Genomic DNA, 15,635 nt, shown 5'->3' with positions numbered 1-15,635 from the left:
TGGCTAATCCAAATTTAGATCGTTTTGTTCCGCAAATTCTAGTATAAAATCTATTTGATCCCGATAATCGAATTGAATATCCTCATGGAACTTCTCAAAGGTGGTTTTTAAATTCTTTAATCGGCCATGGGTGTACTTTTGGAGTTTGAAGGCATCATTGAAATAGGAGGGTGAAAACAAAAATGGATATAATTTAAAAGCAAAGCTTAAAATTTGTATCCTGCATTCCAACACCCCAATTTTGTCTTTGGTCACCTTTTCATGTTCATTGACCAATCCATTTGCATACCTCATGTAGTGCAAAAGTGAAGAATAATTATGATGATGGTTCGAGTCGCCTATGCTTGATTTGGATTTTTCAAAAATGGCTTCCAATTCTCTTTTGATTTTTATATTTCGAATTTTGAGGTCTTCCTGGTCTTCCAGAAGCTGGAATTGAAGTTGCTTGAGTAATAATTTATCTTTATTAATTAACCTCACCAGTAATTTATCTTTATCTTTAATAGGCAGATTAAGTACTGCAGCTTTAAGTTCTGGGTTTTTATGCAAAGACATGACTAAAGGTAGTAATTGTCTTAATCAAAAGCAAAATTGCATTCATCCCGACGGTGGTCATTTAATTTGACATTCGGTTTATTTGAGCTGCATCAGTAATTAGTACCATTAATGTGCTTTTTACTACCACGTTTCTTTTGCTTTTTTACTTACCTTTGCAAGGCATGGGAAAAATACCTGTCATATCGCAATGTACCATATCTTATCAACAGGATAAGCAGTTTTTAGCAGATCGCCTGGAGGTCTTTTTGACCCGAAATAAAGACATGGTTTTTCCCCATAGACATAATTTTTACCATATGGTATTATTTCTCTCTGGAGAGGGATACCATGAGATTGACTTCAAACGCTATCCAATCGAAGTTGGTCAAATATACTTTATGGCCCCAGGTCAGGTGCATTCTTGGATGTTTGAGGGGGAAATTAAAGGATTTACGATCAATTTTGACACCGATTACTTCAAATCTCTCTTGTTGCAGAACGATTACGTAGATGGACTTTCTCTTTTTACCTCCCTGAGTGATAACGTATTTGTGTTAAAAGAGAATTTGCTTAAGGATACGATTTCTTTGTTTACTGAATTGGTAGAACTCAGCAACAAGCCTTCATCCAAGGATTTAAAGCGTTCTTTACTCTTGTATACCTTGATTAAGCTGGATCAGAGCTATGTGCCAAGTTTTCCTGTTAAAGCAATTGATTATCATTTGGTGTTGATAAAGAATTTTATTTCGTTGGTTGATATGCACTATAAAACATATCATTTGCCAAAAGAGTATGCGGAATTGTTGTTTGTAACCCCTAATCATCTGAATTCAGTTTGTCGGGAATATTTTGGGCAGCAGGCAGGCGAGGTGATTCGAAATAGGATTCTGTTGGAGGCTAAGCGATTGCTTATTCTTGCGGACTGGACGGTGTCTAAGGTTGCTTACACATTGAATTTTAATGACAATTCATACTTTACCAAGTTTTTTAAGAAAATAGAGGGGATGACCCCTGAAGAATTTAGGAAATCACAATGGAGATAAATACAAATATGGAAACACACTATAGCATTCCATCGGAACTAAAAAGTGCAGCTAATGGAAAATGTCCTAGATGCAGAACTGGAAATATGTTTTCCGCACCGTTATTAAGTTTTAGATCGCAAAAAATGTTGGTAAGATGTCCAGCATGTGATTTAAAGTTCGAAAAAGAACCTGGGTACTTCTATGTGGCGATGTATGTTAGTTACGCGATGAGTGTGGCTGAATTAGTTGCTGCCTGTGTAGCAACCTATGTGTTGTCTGGAAATCTAGAAAATGTTTGGCTGTACGTGATTGTAGCCTTGGCCATTACTGTCTTGCTGGCGCCGTTTAATAATCGTTTTTCAAGAATCATCCTTCTTTATTGGATGACTCCTTCATTTGCCTTCAACCAAAAAATATACGAAAAAGTGAAATTGCAGCCTAAAGAATAGTTTTTTGCTTGTATTAATTGTTAGTTTTATCAAAAGTAAGGGTGGTGGGTTTAAAAATTCACCACCCTTTTCCTAGTCTTTGAAAACGCTTGCGAACGACTTTTTAATCTTCTTGGATGGGATGTTCGTTCAGGTATTTTTCCCAGGCCCACGCTGATGCCATCATTTGGTCTATTCCTAATTCAGCCTTCCAGCCCAATTCTTGGGTTGATTTGGTCACATCTCCCCATACTTTAATGATATCTCCTTCGCGAGGGGGACCAACCTCATAGTTTAATTTTTCATTTGATGCTTTTTCAAAAGCTGCTATGGTTTCAAGTACAGAGTATCCTATACCTGTTCCGATGTTAAAGACATCGTAATTTCCATTGGGATTTCCCTTTTCCAACAGTTTGATGGCTGCAACGTGCGCTTTTGCTAAATCAACCACATGAATATAATCCCTTACTGCTGAACCGTCCTTGGTTGGGTAATTCCCTCCAAATACGGTTAGCTTTTCGCGTTTGCCGATTGCTGTCTGGGTGATAAAGGGCAACAAGTTTTGAGGAACTCCTATTGGAAGTTCGCCAATCAGCGCAGTATGATGTGCGCCTACTGGATTAAAATAACGCAAGGCAATGATATTATAGTTATCCCTGGCCTGTGCTGTTTCTTGTAAAATTTCTTCAGCGATTTGTTTGGTATTCCCATAAGGTGAGGTGGCTTTCTTTACAGGAGCAGACTCTCTCACAGGTAATTCATCCGGTTCTCCATACACCGTGCAGCTGGAGGAAAAAACAAAGTTTACTGGTTTTCCTTTATACGCATTCAGCAGGTTGATTAAGGAGAAAAAATTGTTGTGGTAATATTTCAATGGGTCTTGCACAGACTCACCTACCGCCTTTGAGGCTGCAAAGTGAATGATACCCGTAATATCTGGATTGGATTCAACAAATTCATTTACTTTGATGGAATCACAAAGATCAAATTGATGGAATTCAGGTTTAACACCGATTATTCTTTCGATCTGATCTAGGATTTTTATACTTGAATTGGATAAATTATCCACTAAAATTGGGGTATACCCTGCGTTGTGTAATTCCACAACGGTATGTGATCCTATGAATCCTGTTCCGCCAGTGACTAGTATTTTGTTCATATCTTATAACGTGTTGTTGTGTTTATCTTTTGCAAATATATTGCGGTAATATGCTATTGTTGTTTGTAAACCTTCTTCTCTGGAAACAACGGGTTGCCAGTTTAGTATTTCTTTTGCTTTATTGATCTGAGGTCTCCGTTGTTTTGGATCATCAACAGGTAGTTTTTGGAAGGTGATTTTGGACTGACTCTGGGTAAGGGCAATGATTTCTTTGGCGATCTCAATTAATGGAATCTCCTGCGGGCTGCCAATGTTCAGCGGCAAGTGATAATCAGAAAACAACAATTTATAAATTCCCTCGATTTGATCACTAAGGTAGATGAATGATCGAGTTTGGCTTCCATCTCCAAAAACGGTTAAATCTTTCTGTTGCAAAGCTTGTGCAATGAAGGTGGGTAACGCTCGCCCATCATCCAGGCGCATTCTGGGACCAAAAGTATTGAAGATTCTAGCGATACGGGTTTCCAATCCATGAAAATTATGGTATGCCATGGTCATCGCCTCTTGGAATCGTTTGGCCTCGTCATAAACACCCCTTGGTCCAACGGGATTCACATTTCCCCAATACTCTTCTGGTTGTGGTGAAACTAAAGGATCTCCATACACCTCCGAGGTGGAAGCAACTAAGATTCTGGCTTTTTTGTTTTTGGCGAGCCCAAGCAAATTATGCGTTCCTAAAGAGCCCACTTTTAAGGTTTGGATGGGAATCTTTAAATAATCAATTGGACTGGCAGGGGAGGCGAAATGCAAGATATAATGCAAGTCCCCCGGAATATGAACAAATTTTGTAACATCGTGATGATAGAACTCAAAATTTGGGAGATGGAAAAGATGTTCTATGTTTTTTATATCGCCTGTGACCAGATTATCCATTCCAACAACTAAGAACCCCTCATCGACAAACCTATCGCAAAGATGTGATCCTAAAAATCCTGCTGCTCCGGTGATTAAAATTCGTTTGCGCTTGTTTTGTTGCACAATAGTGAAATTGAAAAGGTTTGAATATCTTTGGGCAAGATAAGCAATATTTTAAAATTATGCGTTTCCTTTACGATTTAGGTATTTTTCTCTATGGTGTTCTTTTGAGGATCCTATCGCCTTTTAACCCCAAAGCGAAGCTATGGGTGAGCGGCCGCAATCGCTTATTTGATCACATAGAACAATCGGTTGAAAAAGGACAAAAACACATCTGGTTTCATTTTGCTTCTTTAGGAGAATTCGAACAGGGACGCGCCGTCATGGAGCAAATCAAAAAGCGTTATCCTGATAAAAAAATAATTGTAACATTTTTTTCTCCTTCTGGTTATCAGATCCGGAAAAATACAGCCTTAGCTGATCATGTCTTTTATTTACCCCAAGATACAGCCTCCAATGCGCGTAAATTTCTAGATTTGATTAATCCAGAATTTGCCGTGTTCACCAAATATGAATATTGGTATCATTATTTTAAGGAATTAAATAAACGCTCGGTGAGGCTACTGATGATTTCTGCAATTTTTAGAGAATCCCAGTTGTTTTTTAAGCCTTATGGTGGATTTTATCGTTCCATGCTAAAAAAAGTGAGTTGGTTTTTTACGCAAAATATGGATAGCGTTCATATGCTCAAATGGATTGGCATTACCAAGGCTGGTCTAGCTGGTGACACACGTTTTGATCGGGTTAGGGAATTACCTGTTATACATCAACCCAACCCGCAAATTGAAGCATTTATTCAGTCCAGTGATGTTCTGGTTGCCGGCAGTAGTTGGCAGCAGGATGAGGAAATTTTAAAAGCTTTAATGCAGCAACATAAGGCGTGGAAAATGATTATTGCCCCACACGAGATTCATGCAGCTCGAATAGCCCAGATTCAGCAGATTTTTGCAGATGCTTTGCTACTTTCCAAATATGATTCTTACACCTCTGAGCAACTTAAGGAGTCCCAGATTCTTGTGGTCGATCAAATTGGGTTGCTTTCTTCGCTTTATTTTTATGGAAAAATAGCCTATGTTGGTGGTGGTTTTGGAGCCGGAATTCACAATACTCTTGAGGCTGCGACCTATGGTATTCCAGTTATCTTTGGGCCCAAATATGAGAAATTCCAAGAAGCCAGGGATCTAATTGAAATCGGCTCTGGGTTTTCTATCTCAAATCAACAGCAGCTACTCGATGTATTTGCAGGTTTATCTGACCCTGTAAAACGTTCCTTTTCAGGTTTGGCAGCAAGGAATTATGTACAACAAAAAGCTGGTGCAACTGAAATTATTATGAAATATCTACAAACAGAAGGTTTGCTGGGCTGATTATAGCATCTTGATACCTTCACCTAAACAATTTTGTGGATCTTAAGAGGACATTCTTTTTTATCATTTTTGGATATACTTCCACTTTGCATCAATGCCAAACTATGACACGGCAAAACATTTTATATCAAAACCAATCTTTAGGTACCAATGGCAAAGCTGGCCCTTTTTGTTTAAAAGGATATACTTTACTTACTGGTGATGTGCTATGCTTCCAGGCTTCGTGATTTTTTTGTGCATGATTATAAAATAATTTTATAGTATCGTCAATATCATCTGGACAAGAGGTTTCTAGATTCATAGAGAAAATTTTTTTTCGAAAATCTTTTACTGATTCATCTTGTACCGAAACATTTATTTCTCCTTCGCTTTGAAACCCTCTATCGTTAAAGTTGCATGAACCCAAAGTGTACCATTCGTCATCAATAATCATAATTTTTGCATGCAAATTTATAGGCTTAAAAATACGTTTACCACCACTATCCGTTTCTGTAACATTTAAATAAAACAAGCAAAAATCTGGCACAGCGCTCTTTATTATATCAAAGGCCTTTGTAGTCCAGAATGCAGAAGGGCTAGCTAACTTCCATTTTTCATCTTCTTCGATCTCCGACAAGTAATCTGGTTGTGTTATAACGATTACTTTTAATTTATTATTTTTTTTACAAGCTTTGGCTATTTCATTTGCCACTACTTGTGATCTAAAATATTGATTTTCAATGTATATGTATTTTTCCGCAAGGGAGATGGCTTTGCGGTATGTCTCTAAAATATTTTGCTCACCTGTAGGAGTCGGTGGATATATAGGTACAGTTCTACTGATTTGTGCTTTTAACGTACTAAAACCCTTTGGGTTTATTTTGACAAGTTTAGAACTCTTACTTGAAAAATCAGCTTTTACATCTATACAATCATTCCATCTTTCAATAAAATTATTTTGTACATCTGCAACAACTTCTCCTAACATTTGTGCCATATAATCTTGTCGAGGAGGGTATGTAGGAATATCCTTATTATTTTTCATTTTGATTCTTTCACTACCCGATGTTTTATGTGGCGTTCTTCTATAATCATATAAAGGATGGCTGGTTGTATCCCAGTCGTTTTGTTTGGCATTCATACCTCCTACAAATGCAATTGTATCGTCAACGATAATTGTTTTTTGATGCCACGATCCTATGACACTAGGATGTGATTGATAAATTACTTCGAACACATTATTTTTTCCCCAAGTGTATAAAATGCTATCAATGCCAGGATTAATAGCCGTAGGTACTGCCCAATCCCAAAGTAATATTCTTACTTTTACTCCATTATTATGCCTGTCAAGTAATATAGTTGCTAACTTATCATTTTCTCTTTTATCAGGATCCTCAAAAGTTTTTTTAGAATCTCGTTTTAATTCAGCATCTAAATCAAAGCCCCAAAATGCCAAGTGAATGGACTCTTTGGCATTTTTAAGTGCTAAAGAAACTTGCCGCCAGGCTTCCTCACCACTAATGAACGGCATTACAAAATTTTTATCTCTTTTAGGAAAGCCGGATGTTATAAAATAGTCTTTTGCCATTTTCAGGTTTATTTTTGTCTACCTGTTTTAGGGTCATATTCAACTTCTATCGGCACCACCTGATCAGTTGGTAATACCTCTAGCCATTGGTCAAATAGTTGAAACTCTTTATCTACATCTAGTCTAAAACCTCCCTGTAAGGGATAAAAACCATGCTCGTATACCCGATCTACTGGCGTTGCCGATACGATATTTCTATCATCAATGGTTTCCGTTTCATCATCTTCAGGAAAATTTTTTGTAATAAAACTTTGTTTGTGTTTCGACTTTACTTTTTCTGCCAACTCATCTAAAACAGTCATAATCGTTTTGCCTTGATGTTGTGGCTCAGGACCTTGGTACATATCGGTGGGCCCTATTCCATTCATCCCTTCTATATGTTTCAACCAGTTTAGGGCTTCTTTTTCTTTTCCTGGTCTTATAGGAATTACTGCTTTTACCCAAGGAGAATTTAAAAAGGCGTTTCTTAAATTATCACCATCCAGTTGTAATAACCAACCTAATGAACTGCCCATTTTAGCGGGGTTTGATTCTTCTGTTATTAAATAATTATCCTTACGTGGTGTACCCCATGAAACAAAATTTTCCTCTGGAATGACTACGTTAGGGGTAGATTGATTATTCTCTGCATCCACGCCTCCCATTTGTAAATGACTCTGTTCTCTTGCTTTCCACCATTCTGGAGCAACAAAATATAGCATCTTGTTAATATCGAATATTGAGTTTAGTAATTCCGAAAAAACATGATAATCTGTATCTGTTGATTTTTTCTTAGGTCCAACTACATTTTTCCCCAAATCTTTTATTAGTCGTCTGTAAACGATAATCCGCTCCTCCTCTCTTAGCTCCTCATATTTTCTGGGCAAAATATTGCTTGCTAATTTTATTCTTTCTCTTGCAGCATTTATATACTGCATTTTTACTAGTTCTTTTTTCTCGTTTTTATAGGCTTCTACCTTCTCATCTTGTTTTTTATTTCTTTCAAAAATATAACTGCTCTCATTTGACTCACATACTATCCATTCGAACTCTGCTTGTACTGTTACACTTTGTTGATCGTTAAAATGTATGGTATTAAGTATGACTGTAAAGTCTCCATTTAAAGCATCGGTCACTTCCGTGTTAAGTGTTACATTTGAGTTGCCTTGTACATGTACAGCTTGTAATTTATATCCTTGTCTATCCGGCTTCATATTCATGTGATGAAATCTGCGTATTCTATAGTTATCATCATCTTCACCATCTCCATTGTCTTCAATAAGCTCATCATTATGTTTTGGGTTTATAACATAAAATTCATCCAAAGCATCATCATCATTTACCTCACCAACAGATACATATGCTATCACCAAGGGAGCCGTAGTTTTGTATGGCTGCAATATTTCTAACTCATCAGGGGTCTTGGGAGAATCTCCATCAGGTTTTTTAGCAATATGTACTAAATTAGCTAAACCCAATTCACTTCCAGGTTCATCTACGTAAGTTTGCCAACATAAATAAGTACCTATGTCTTGTACTTGAACGGCTACTTGCCTCATTTTCCTTCTTAGCTCATAATTTATTAACTTATCAGTAGTATTGGAAATTACCATTCGTTTACTACTTACATCTGTAACTTCTGTAACCGTTTTAAATGTTGATTTATAATTTTTCCGTATCTCTGAGGAAAGTTTTGTAGTTTGTTCTCTCATTTGTTTATGAGATTTTTCCCTTGCTGTTTTTTGAGTTGTACCCATATCAAAGCTTGCAGATTGGGCAGCTTCTCCCCAAACCCAGTTTTGCTCGCCGGATACATTTGCTCCAAACTTAGTGTTGTTTTCATTTTCTTCTTTTACAGCATCGGAAATTTCATCCTTGTTGGTTACTGTAGATTCATTTTTTATTATCGTTTCTACAAAAGACTCGGTCGTTTTTTCTATTATTTCCCTTCTTGTACTAGACTCTATCAATTCAACAGTAGAGCCTGGACTTAACCATACATGCCCCACAGGGGTCCCTAAGAAAGTGTCTAACTCATAAAAATATTGGCGAAATAAATGTACAATGCCAACAGGTGAAAGGCAAACTCTGTCCAATTCATGTGTAGGATCAAAGCTTTCAAAAGGGTTTTCGATTAAAGGCTTTACAGTAATAAAGGGGTTTTTTGAAAAAATTATTTTTTCAATTGCCTTAAACTCTTTGCGTTCAAATAAACTTAATAATGAACCGGCCATGATTGATTCTTGCCTTGCCCTTCTATTTAATATTTCATATGCCGAAGGCGAATGCTCTAAAACATCTTTTTTATAATTTTCTAAAATAGATGCTGCTATTCTTTGCAATACCTCATCAAACATTCGAGTAGTAAAAAAACGTTTAGCTCTATTTTCATCGAATTTACCTTCAAATAATTTGACCAATTCATCTGCAAAAAGGCTTCTGTTGCTATCAGATGTTGCAGTAAAAATAGATAAGTCTTTCACAAGGTTGTTACCCGTGTTCATCATGGCGGCAGGTCTCTCTGCCATGTTAATAATAACATTTTCCTTTAGTCGTTCAAAAAAACGTTTGTCTCTTATCGTGTTTGAGAAGTCGGGTCGTTCAATAAATCTTTCTATATTTCGTTTTCCTTTCCAACCCAATAAAGGTTGATAAACTCCAAATATCTCGCTTGAATAAGGTAGGACAGATTTATAATCGGTTAAATCTGTAAGCCTTTTATTTGTTGCCATATTTTTATATATTATAATTGATCATTGTAATTCGAAGGTATATCCTATCACGTTGAAGCATTGGCGCGATCTGGCGATATTTGTAAGTCGTCAGCCCACCCACAGTGCACCGGCACCATTAGTGCTAAGTTTGGTTGGTTGAACGTTCTTCCATACTTTGGTTAATGACTATTATACTCTTATACACATCGCCAGCCATGCAAACATCTGTTTTGTAAGTTGTGGAACTTGGGGTGTTATCGTCTTTAGAATGGAGCAGCATTATAGGGGTGCAAAGCACCAGGATACTGGTTAATAATTTACTGTTTTTATTGCTTGTCGTTTTCATGCTATGTAAATTTTAGGGTATGATTTTTACATCTCTGAAGTATTTTTGCTTACCGCAATGATCTACGAGATAGACTTTATAGATGTATGTAGCCTGGAGATTATATAACGGAATCGTAATCGACCCTTCATCGTAGAAGACAGGGGGGCCAGTTGTTACAATAGCTATTGATGTAGAGCCTACCTCATTGGAATAGGGAATAAATTTAGCCGTTTTGTGGTACATGTTTTTGCCGGTTACTTTCATCTCGGCATTTAGAGGATACGGCCCTGTGTTTTTCTGAAATGTCAGTGTCCCGTAAACATTATCAGTGCTGGAAAGGGGGCGCCATTTCATTCTAAACTTTTTGGATGTTTCTGCATTTGTACCGGGCACCTTCACTTTAAATTCAATCTCGCGGTAGCCATTGTTCCAATCAATATCCTCTTCACATACGTCGACATCAGCAAAAAAATTGGGGTCTAAGTAAAATTTTGCTGTCGCCTGGTTGTGCGTATGTTCCACCCATTCAAATGAGATTAAGTGGCTCATTCCCTTCACAATTGCATGCAGTTCCACATTTCTTTCTACTTCCTTAGGCGCCAGGGGATTTGTCGCGCCGGATATCTCCAGCTCGATATATTGACCCGAAACCAAATTTATAGTACTACCATCTTCAGCGGTATACACATCACCTATATCCGACCACCCAGCTATTTTTAATGCTTGGGTAGTATCCTTTTTACCTTTCATATCAATGATAATCCGATCGCCCCAATCAGGTCCATCGTAGTACACTTCACTCGATGCTGTCGTTTTAGCTACTTTTGGAATCCGTACTTTTATACCTGTAGCGGTAGCAGATATAATTTCTGGCTTATTGGGATCCTGATGCTGAATGTTAAATTCTGCCATCGTCACCTGGTAATCCGCCTTGTTGGTACTAAAACCTGTTCCGGTTATAGTGACTTCGTCTCCCAAGTAAATTACTGCATCAGGGCTACCTGTGATATTAAAGGCATTTCCACCGGGAGGAGGTGCTGTTGGCGGATTGTCTGATTTTTTACAACTGCCCATCAGCAAACATGCTGTCAAGAGAATCATTGAATATTTCATGGTTGATAGGTTTTAGTTTTTTAAATTATCAATAGATGGTTATATGTCTGTATTCTTATAGGTATATTCATGCTTGTGCCTATCAGTTACATTGATACTGATAACTGGTCGTTATTCGTTGCGGTGAGCCGTCGTTGATTTCCATCTGTGTGATGTTTCCACCACCATCGTACTTGTATTCGATGGTATACAACAGGTCAGATCCTTTTTTTATGGATTTAAGCAGGCTTTTAGGGGTAAGATAAATCGGCCCGCCATAACTTGTCAGCTGGCTCAGGTAGAAATAATCTCCTGTTGCGGTTGGCTTGTCGGGGTAATAATCAAATGTAATGCTGCCGATCGCGGCATTTTCCCGCCTAAGAGGATTGCCATCTTTCCAGGTATAGGTTTCGAGATCCGGCGTACCGCCTGAAGAAGTGGTCTTTGTGATTTTAATAAGCTGCTTGCCGTTGCTGTATTCGAACACCCTTTTATCCCAGGACGTACCCGAGGCATTTTTTTCTGATTTCATATTCGCTATCAGGCCCTGGTCATTCAGCGTAATCGTATGCCGTTGAAAAAACGAACCGGATTTCGTGGCGTTGATAATGATCATGTTTCCGCTGTATTGAAAGTTTTTGACGATTGTAAAACCGGAAAGCGTTTCGGTAATGGTGGCTACTTTCCCTTCTGAATTATAGGTGATGTTTTGGGAGATCTCGCTACCGGAGTTAACTGTCAGGATGCGGCAATCTGGCGTCTCTGATGTCTTCGGAGAATTGCCATTTTCTTTTTTGCAGGCATGAAAAAGCATATTACCAAATGAAAGCAGGCAGAAGAAGATCAATGTTCGAATGGGTTTCATATCGTTAAGATTTTAAATGGAGAGCATAATTATTTACGACCCGGCCTCTGATATTTTGCCGTCGGTTAACCGGATGCTGTACATTTTATTAATAAGATGATTATCATCAGTATCACTCTGTGAAGCCTGAATAAGCATATAGCGATCTGTAAAATCCAATCCTTTAATTTCTTTGATATTCGTTTCAATGCTCCATACCTCGTTACCATCCTTTGCGACCCTGGTAAAGTTGATCAGGCTGCTTTTCCCTATAGCGGTTTTATAACCAATGATGAAACCCGAAGGATTGGTGCAGTGAAATACGCCGGATGTATTCCTGCTGACCAGGAAAAAACCATTGATAAGTTTTTTATCAGACAAGGGTTCAAGGCTGTTGATATCAATCGTCACCTTAGCGTTGTTATTATTGAGTGAGGCAGACCAAAGGCTTCTGATAGCATTCAGAGAACTTGACGCGTCATTTCTAATGGTTCTGGCATATACGGGTAATTCTTCAGCACTGTATAATCCAAAAAAAGTATTGTCCAGGGTGTCCTGGCTGCTTATAAACGCCCTTTCTGAGCCAGAGCGCCACAGGTCTTCACTGCGTTTCCTCTTTCTTGCCGTCACTTTGTTTTCGCTGGAAGTGGTGGCAGGTGAAACCGCTAGGGTTTGGGTGTTTAATTGCCAGATGTTTCCATCAGCGGTGGTAATATTTATTACCTTACTTTGATTATCCCATCGGTAATATTTTACTTCATTCAGTAAAAGGGCCTTCAGCCCCGGATTCTTTTCCTCTATTTTTTTCCGGTCCGCCACTAGGGCTAATGTTGAAGGATGGTAGGCCGTAAGCTGATCCGTGAATATCCAAATCTTTTCGGCGTCTTTTCCAATTATCTGCGGCGTTGTTCCTTTTTTTTTGTCATCATTTACATCTATTTTCACCCCAGCGATTCGGCGCATGTTTTCCGCATCGTAACTTTCCAAATAGTAGCTGTTCTCCATCGCCTTGGTAGCCGATCCGTGGTTTTCTTTATAGAAATACACGTCGCCATGCCGTTTGATGCCCACTGCAATGGTTGTGTTTTTTTGCTCATATAATAAGCCATTCCCAAGCCATGCATATTCATCATGCTCCGAGGCAATACGGTTGGTAAGCGGATTGCAACTGGTATAGAATATAAACAAGGCGCACAATGAAAAAAGGACGATCGTATTTTTATATATTGCTAAAAACATCTCAATTCAAATTTTATTTTCATCAGTATATAATTTGTTTTTCTTGGCTAAGAAGCTATCATCAGCATATTCATTGCTTTTTGTAAGTTGTATGCTTATCATGGTTTCATTCGTCTTTTAAACCGAGCATTTCTTTTGCTTCGATATAGCTGATCTTGCTCCAGTCAATATCCCTGGCATGGGCCATCCCGCTCACCCTGATACCTGCAGGTATCAGCACATAACGGAACTCATTCCCTCTGAAACCGGCATAATCATATTCTGTAAGTGCCGATCCGTCGGTACTTGCGATCTGAATATGAATAGCGTTGGCTCCTCCAAGTCCCTTACTCATCCAGGTATAATCTACATCGGAATGGTTATAGGGCAACATCTTATGTTGTGTATTTCCATAATTCTTTCCATATAGAATCAGTATGCCGCCGTTGGATAGAAATGTTGCAATATCTGCGGCGCCAATCAACGAAAGCACATTGGCGGGAAAGGTATATTCCATCGTTTTTACGGTTGAGGTATTGGGGGTAGCATTAATCTGATAGTCGATCCAGCCGGAAGACACCACATTGGCTGTACCTGGAGGGCCAGCTGGACCTTGCGGGCCACGCAAGCTGATCGGATTACCCCAGCCAGAGGCGGTCTTGGGACCATAAAGTGCAGCATTGGTTGTTCGTATGTACCAGTCGCCTGTTATGCCAATGGCAGTCGTGGGTGCGGCGGTACCACTCAGTATCCGGGCACCTGGGCTTCCGGAAGGCCCCCGTGTTCCCTGCTGTCCGGTTGCACCTGCCTTGCCCAGGAGGCTGACCGGTGTACCCCAGTCTGTGGCAGACTTAGGCCCGTAAAAATCACTTGTAACGGTGCGAAAGTAAAAATCACCTGTAATACCCAGTCCCACCTCCGGAACACCAATACCACTGTAAATGGTGGTTCCATCCTCACCCTTGACACCCTGAGGCCCAATCACCTGTTCTTTTTTACAAGCCGTCAGCATATATCCAATGGCCAGTAGCATCAACAATAGTTTTGCAGTTTTCATATATTCAATTTCAATGATATTCTTGCTCATGGCATCCTTGTGTCAGGCTTGCCCTAAGCTTATGTAAAGTTGAGCGTTGATAAAATTCCGAACAACCCCAAAATGAGGGTTTAATATATTGTTTCAGAAGAGAATAGGAATATCATATATCTCGCGACACCACCACGACCTCTGGGTGCTGCGGGTGAACCTTCACAGCGATTATCTCACCTCTCTTGGGCACATCATGCCCGGCGAGATACTCCGCTAGGTATGCTTCGTATTCCGCCACACCTTCTCGTGTAACCCGCACCCACATCTGATACTCGAACCGCTGAGGACGCAATTGCAGGCGAAAATTACGACTGCGCCTAACACGCCACATGGTGCGTTCAATCTTCAACACATTCGCCATCGCTGGCAACCCGTACTCGTGCGTTTCACGATACACGATTGGATTTAAGGCGAGGTCTAAACGCTGACAGAAAACCACTACAATGGCAATAAAAAAGGCGACAAACGTGATTGTAATGACGACTATCGAGGTCATGGAGCCCAGGGCACCTGTCCCGAGGATAATCCATCCTGAGAACAGCAGCAAGTTCAGAAAGATAAGTGCGACTGCAAGAAAAGCCCATAGCTTCCCAATTTGGCCTGCGCGCTGCGACATGTTCGTTCTAGGTGGAGACGGTGGCTGGGCGTGCGGAGTGCTCGGACTGATACGATTGGTTACTGTGCGTAATTGCTTTTTCATATCAAACGTCCGTTTTAAATCAGGCGTTCGTTGATGGCCTTGGATACCGCTTCGGTGGCAGAATGTACCTGAAGTTTTTCGTAGATATTCTTGATATAGGAACGTATAGTCTCAAAACTAAACCGGGTAGAAGCTGCTATCATTTTGTAGCTGTTGCCCTGACAGAGCAGGGCGAGAATTTCCTGTTCACTTTTGGTGAATTGATAGGGATTGTCCGATGTGCGTTGCATGGATTCTATTACCATTTTGGCTATAGGCGGGCTCATAGGAGCACCACCTTCCAATACTTCATGAATGGCTGAAATAAGTCTTCCTGAAATATTCTTTTTGAGTAGATAACCGGAAGCACCGGCACAGATGGCATCCAGTACATGCTTGTTATCGTCAAAAACTGTGAGCATAATAATGGCAGTCTTTTGGTTTTGCGCTCTGATCAGCTTTAAAGCTTCGATGCCGTTTCTGCCAGGCATGTCAATATCCATCAGTATGACGTCTGGCAATCCTGAAGTCATGGTTTCCGTTATTTGTAGACAATCCGGAAAAGAGCCGGTTACTACAAATTCTTCCGACAGCTTAAGCAATTCTTCCAATCCATTGCGCAGTAAGTCCTTATCTTCAAATATCCATATGGTTATCATCATAATAATTTAGTCAAATTTCAGGAATTCCTAC

15 protein-coding genes are annotated in these 15,635 nt (G+C 39.4%); 3 read left to right on the top strand and 12 right to left on the bottom strand.

The window, feature by feature from the left end:
• Window positions 1–3: 3 nt before the first annotated feature.
• The gene (locus AC6CHH_RS11365; protein WP_498282898.1) at window positions 4–555 is read right to left on the bottom strand and encodes a hypothetical protein; all 552 of its coding nucleotides are present in this window, start codon (window positions 553–555) and stop codon (window positions 4–6) included.
• Window positions 556–719: 164 nt separating this feature from the next.
• Here AC6CHH_RS11365 and AC6CHH_RS11360 point away from each other — a divergent pair, with 164 nt between their 5' ends.
• Window positions 720–1,580 (top strand): helix-turn-helix domain-containing protein, encoded by an 861-nt coding sequence (locus tag AC6CHH_RS11360; protein ID WP_498282896.1) that lies wholly within the window; start codon window positions 720–722, stop codon window positions 1,578–1,580.
• Window positions 1,571–2,011: a DUF983 domain-containing protein gene (locus AC6CHH_RS11355; protein WP_498282894.1), complete on the top strand. Its 441-nt coding sequence runs from the start codon at window positions 1,571–1,573 to the stop codon at window positions 2,009–2,011. The genes AC6CHH_RS11360 and AC6CHH_RS11355 overlap by 10 nt, the downstream gene beginning before the upstream one ends.
• A gap of 103 nt (window positions 2,012–2,114) precedes the next feature.
• On the opposite strand, the gene galE is transcribed toward AC6CHH_RS11355, so the two are convergent.
• Both galE and AC6CHH_RS11345 read right to left on the bottom strand, forming a co-directional pair.
• Window positions 2,115–3,149 carry a UDP-glucose 4-epimerase GalE gene (gene galE / locus AC6CHH_RS11350; protein WP_498282892.1) on the bottom strand — a complete coding sequence of 345 codons (1,035 nt, stop codon included), beginning with the start codon at window positions 3,147–3,149 and terminating at the stop codon, window positions 2,115–2,117.
• A gap of 3 nt (window positions 3,150–3,152) precedes the next feature.
• A complete protein-coding gene (locus AC6CHH_RS11345) occupies window positions 3,153–4,127 on the bottom strand; it encodes a UDP-glucuronic acid decarboxylase family protein (RefSeq protein ID WP_498282890.1) in 975 nt (324 codons plus the stop codon).
• Window positions 4,128–4,186: 59 nt separating this feature from the next.
• Here AC6CHH_RS11345 and AC6CHH_RS11340 point away from each other — a divergent pair, with 59 nt between their 5' ends.
• Window positions 4,187–5,431 (top strand): 3-deoxy-D-manno-octulosonic acid transferase, encoded by a 1,245-nt coding sequence (locus AC6CHH_RS11340; protein WP_498282888.1) that lies wholly within the window; start codon window positions 4,187–4,189, stop codon window positions 5,429–5,431.
• 127 nt (window positions 5,432–5,558) lie between these two features.
• Here the strand turns inward: AC6CHH_RS11340 and AC6CHH_RS11335 are convergent, their stop codons facing one another.
• The 9 genes from AC6CHH_RS11335 to AC6CHH_RS11295 form a co-directional block, all read right to left on the bottom strand.
• Complete coding sequence (locus AC6CHH_RS11335) at window positions 5,559–6,998, bottom strand: phospholipase D-like domain-containing protein (RefSeq protein WP_498282886.1); 1,440 nt, start codon at window positions 6,996–6,998, stop codon at window positions 5,559–5,561.
• An 8-nt stretch (window positions 6,999–7,006) separates the two neighbouring features.
• Window positions 7,007–9,709, bottom strand: coding sequence for a hypothetical protein (locus tag AC6CHH_RS11330; RefSeq protein WP_498282884.1), 2,703 nt, complete (start codon window positions 9,707–9,709; stop codon window positions 7,007–7,009).
• Window positions 9,710–9,833: 124 nt separating this feature from the next.
• On the bottom strand, window positions 9,834–10,037 hold the full coding sequence (locus AC6CHH_RS11325) for a hypothetical protein (protein WP_498282882.1): 204 nt from the start codon (window positions 10,035–10,037) through the stop codon (window positions 9,834–9,836).
• A gap of 12 nt (window positions 10,038–10,049) precedes the next feature.
• A complete protein-coding gene (locus AC6CHH_RS11320; RefSeq protein ID WP_498282880.1) occupies window positions 10,050–11,132 on the bottom strand; it encodes a hypothetical protein in 1,083 nt (360 codons plus the stop codon).
• 82 nt (window positions 11,133–11,214) lie between these two features.
• A complete protein-coding gene (locus AC6CHH_RS11315; protein ID WP_498282878.1) occupies window positions 11,215–11,976 on the bottom strand; it encodes a hypothetical protein in 762 nt (253 codons plus the stop codon).
• Between the two features lie 33 nt (window positions 11,977–12,009).
• Window positions 12,010–13,194 (bottom strand): PA2928 family protein, encoded by a 1,185-nt coding sequence (locus AC6CHH_RS11310; RefSeq protein WP_498282876.1) that lies wholly within the window; start codon window positions 13,192–13,194, stop codon window positions 12,010–12,012.
• A 106-nt stretch (window positions 13,195–13,300) separates the two neighbouring features.
• Window positions 13,301–14,260 carry a collagen-like triple helix repeat-containing protein gene (locus tag AC6CHH_RS11305; protein ID WP_498282874.1) on the bottom strand — a complete coding sequence of 320 codons (960 nt, stop codon included), beginning with the start codon at window positions 14,258–14,260 and terminating at the stop codon, window positions 13,301–13,303.
• 112 nt (window positions 14,261–14,372) lie between these two features.
• Entirely contained in the window at window positions 14,373–14,963 is a 591-nt protein-coding gene (locus AC6CHH_RS11300) for a hypothetical protein (protein WP_498282872.1), read from the bottom strand.
• Between the two features lie 14 nt (window positions 14,964–14,977).
• The gene (locus tag AC6CHH_RS11295) at window positions 14,978–15,604 is read right to left on the bottom strand and encodes a response regulator (protein ID WP_498282870.1); all 627 of its coding nucleotides are present in this window, start codon (window positions 15,602–15,604) and stop codon (window positions 14,978–14,980) included.
• Window positions 15,605–15,635 lie beyond the last annotated feature (31 nt).

It is taken from the genome of Sphingobacterium sp. GQ94 (assembly GCF_059758715.1).
Note: the sequence above shows the minus strand (reverse complement) of the source record. Positions and strands in the feature narration are given on the sequence as shown.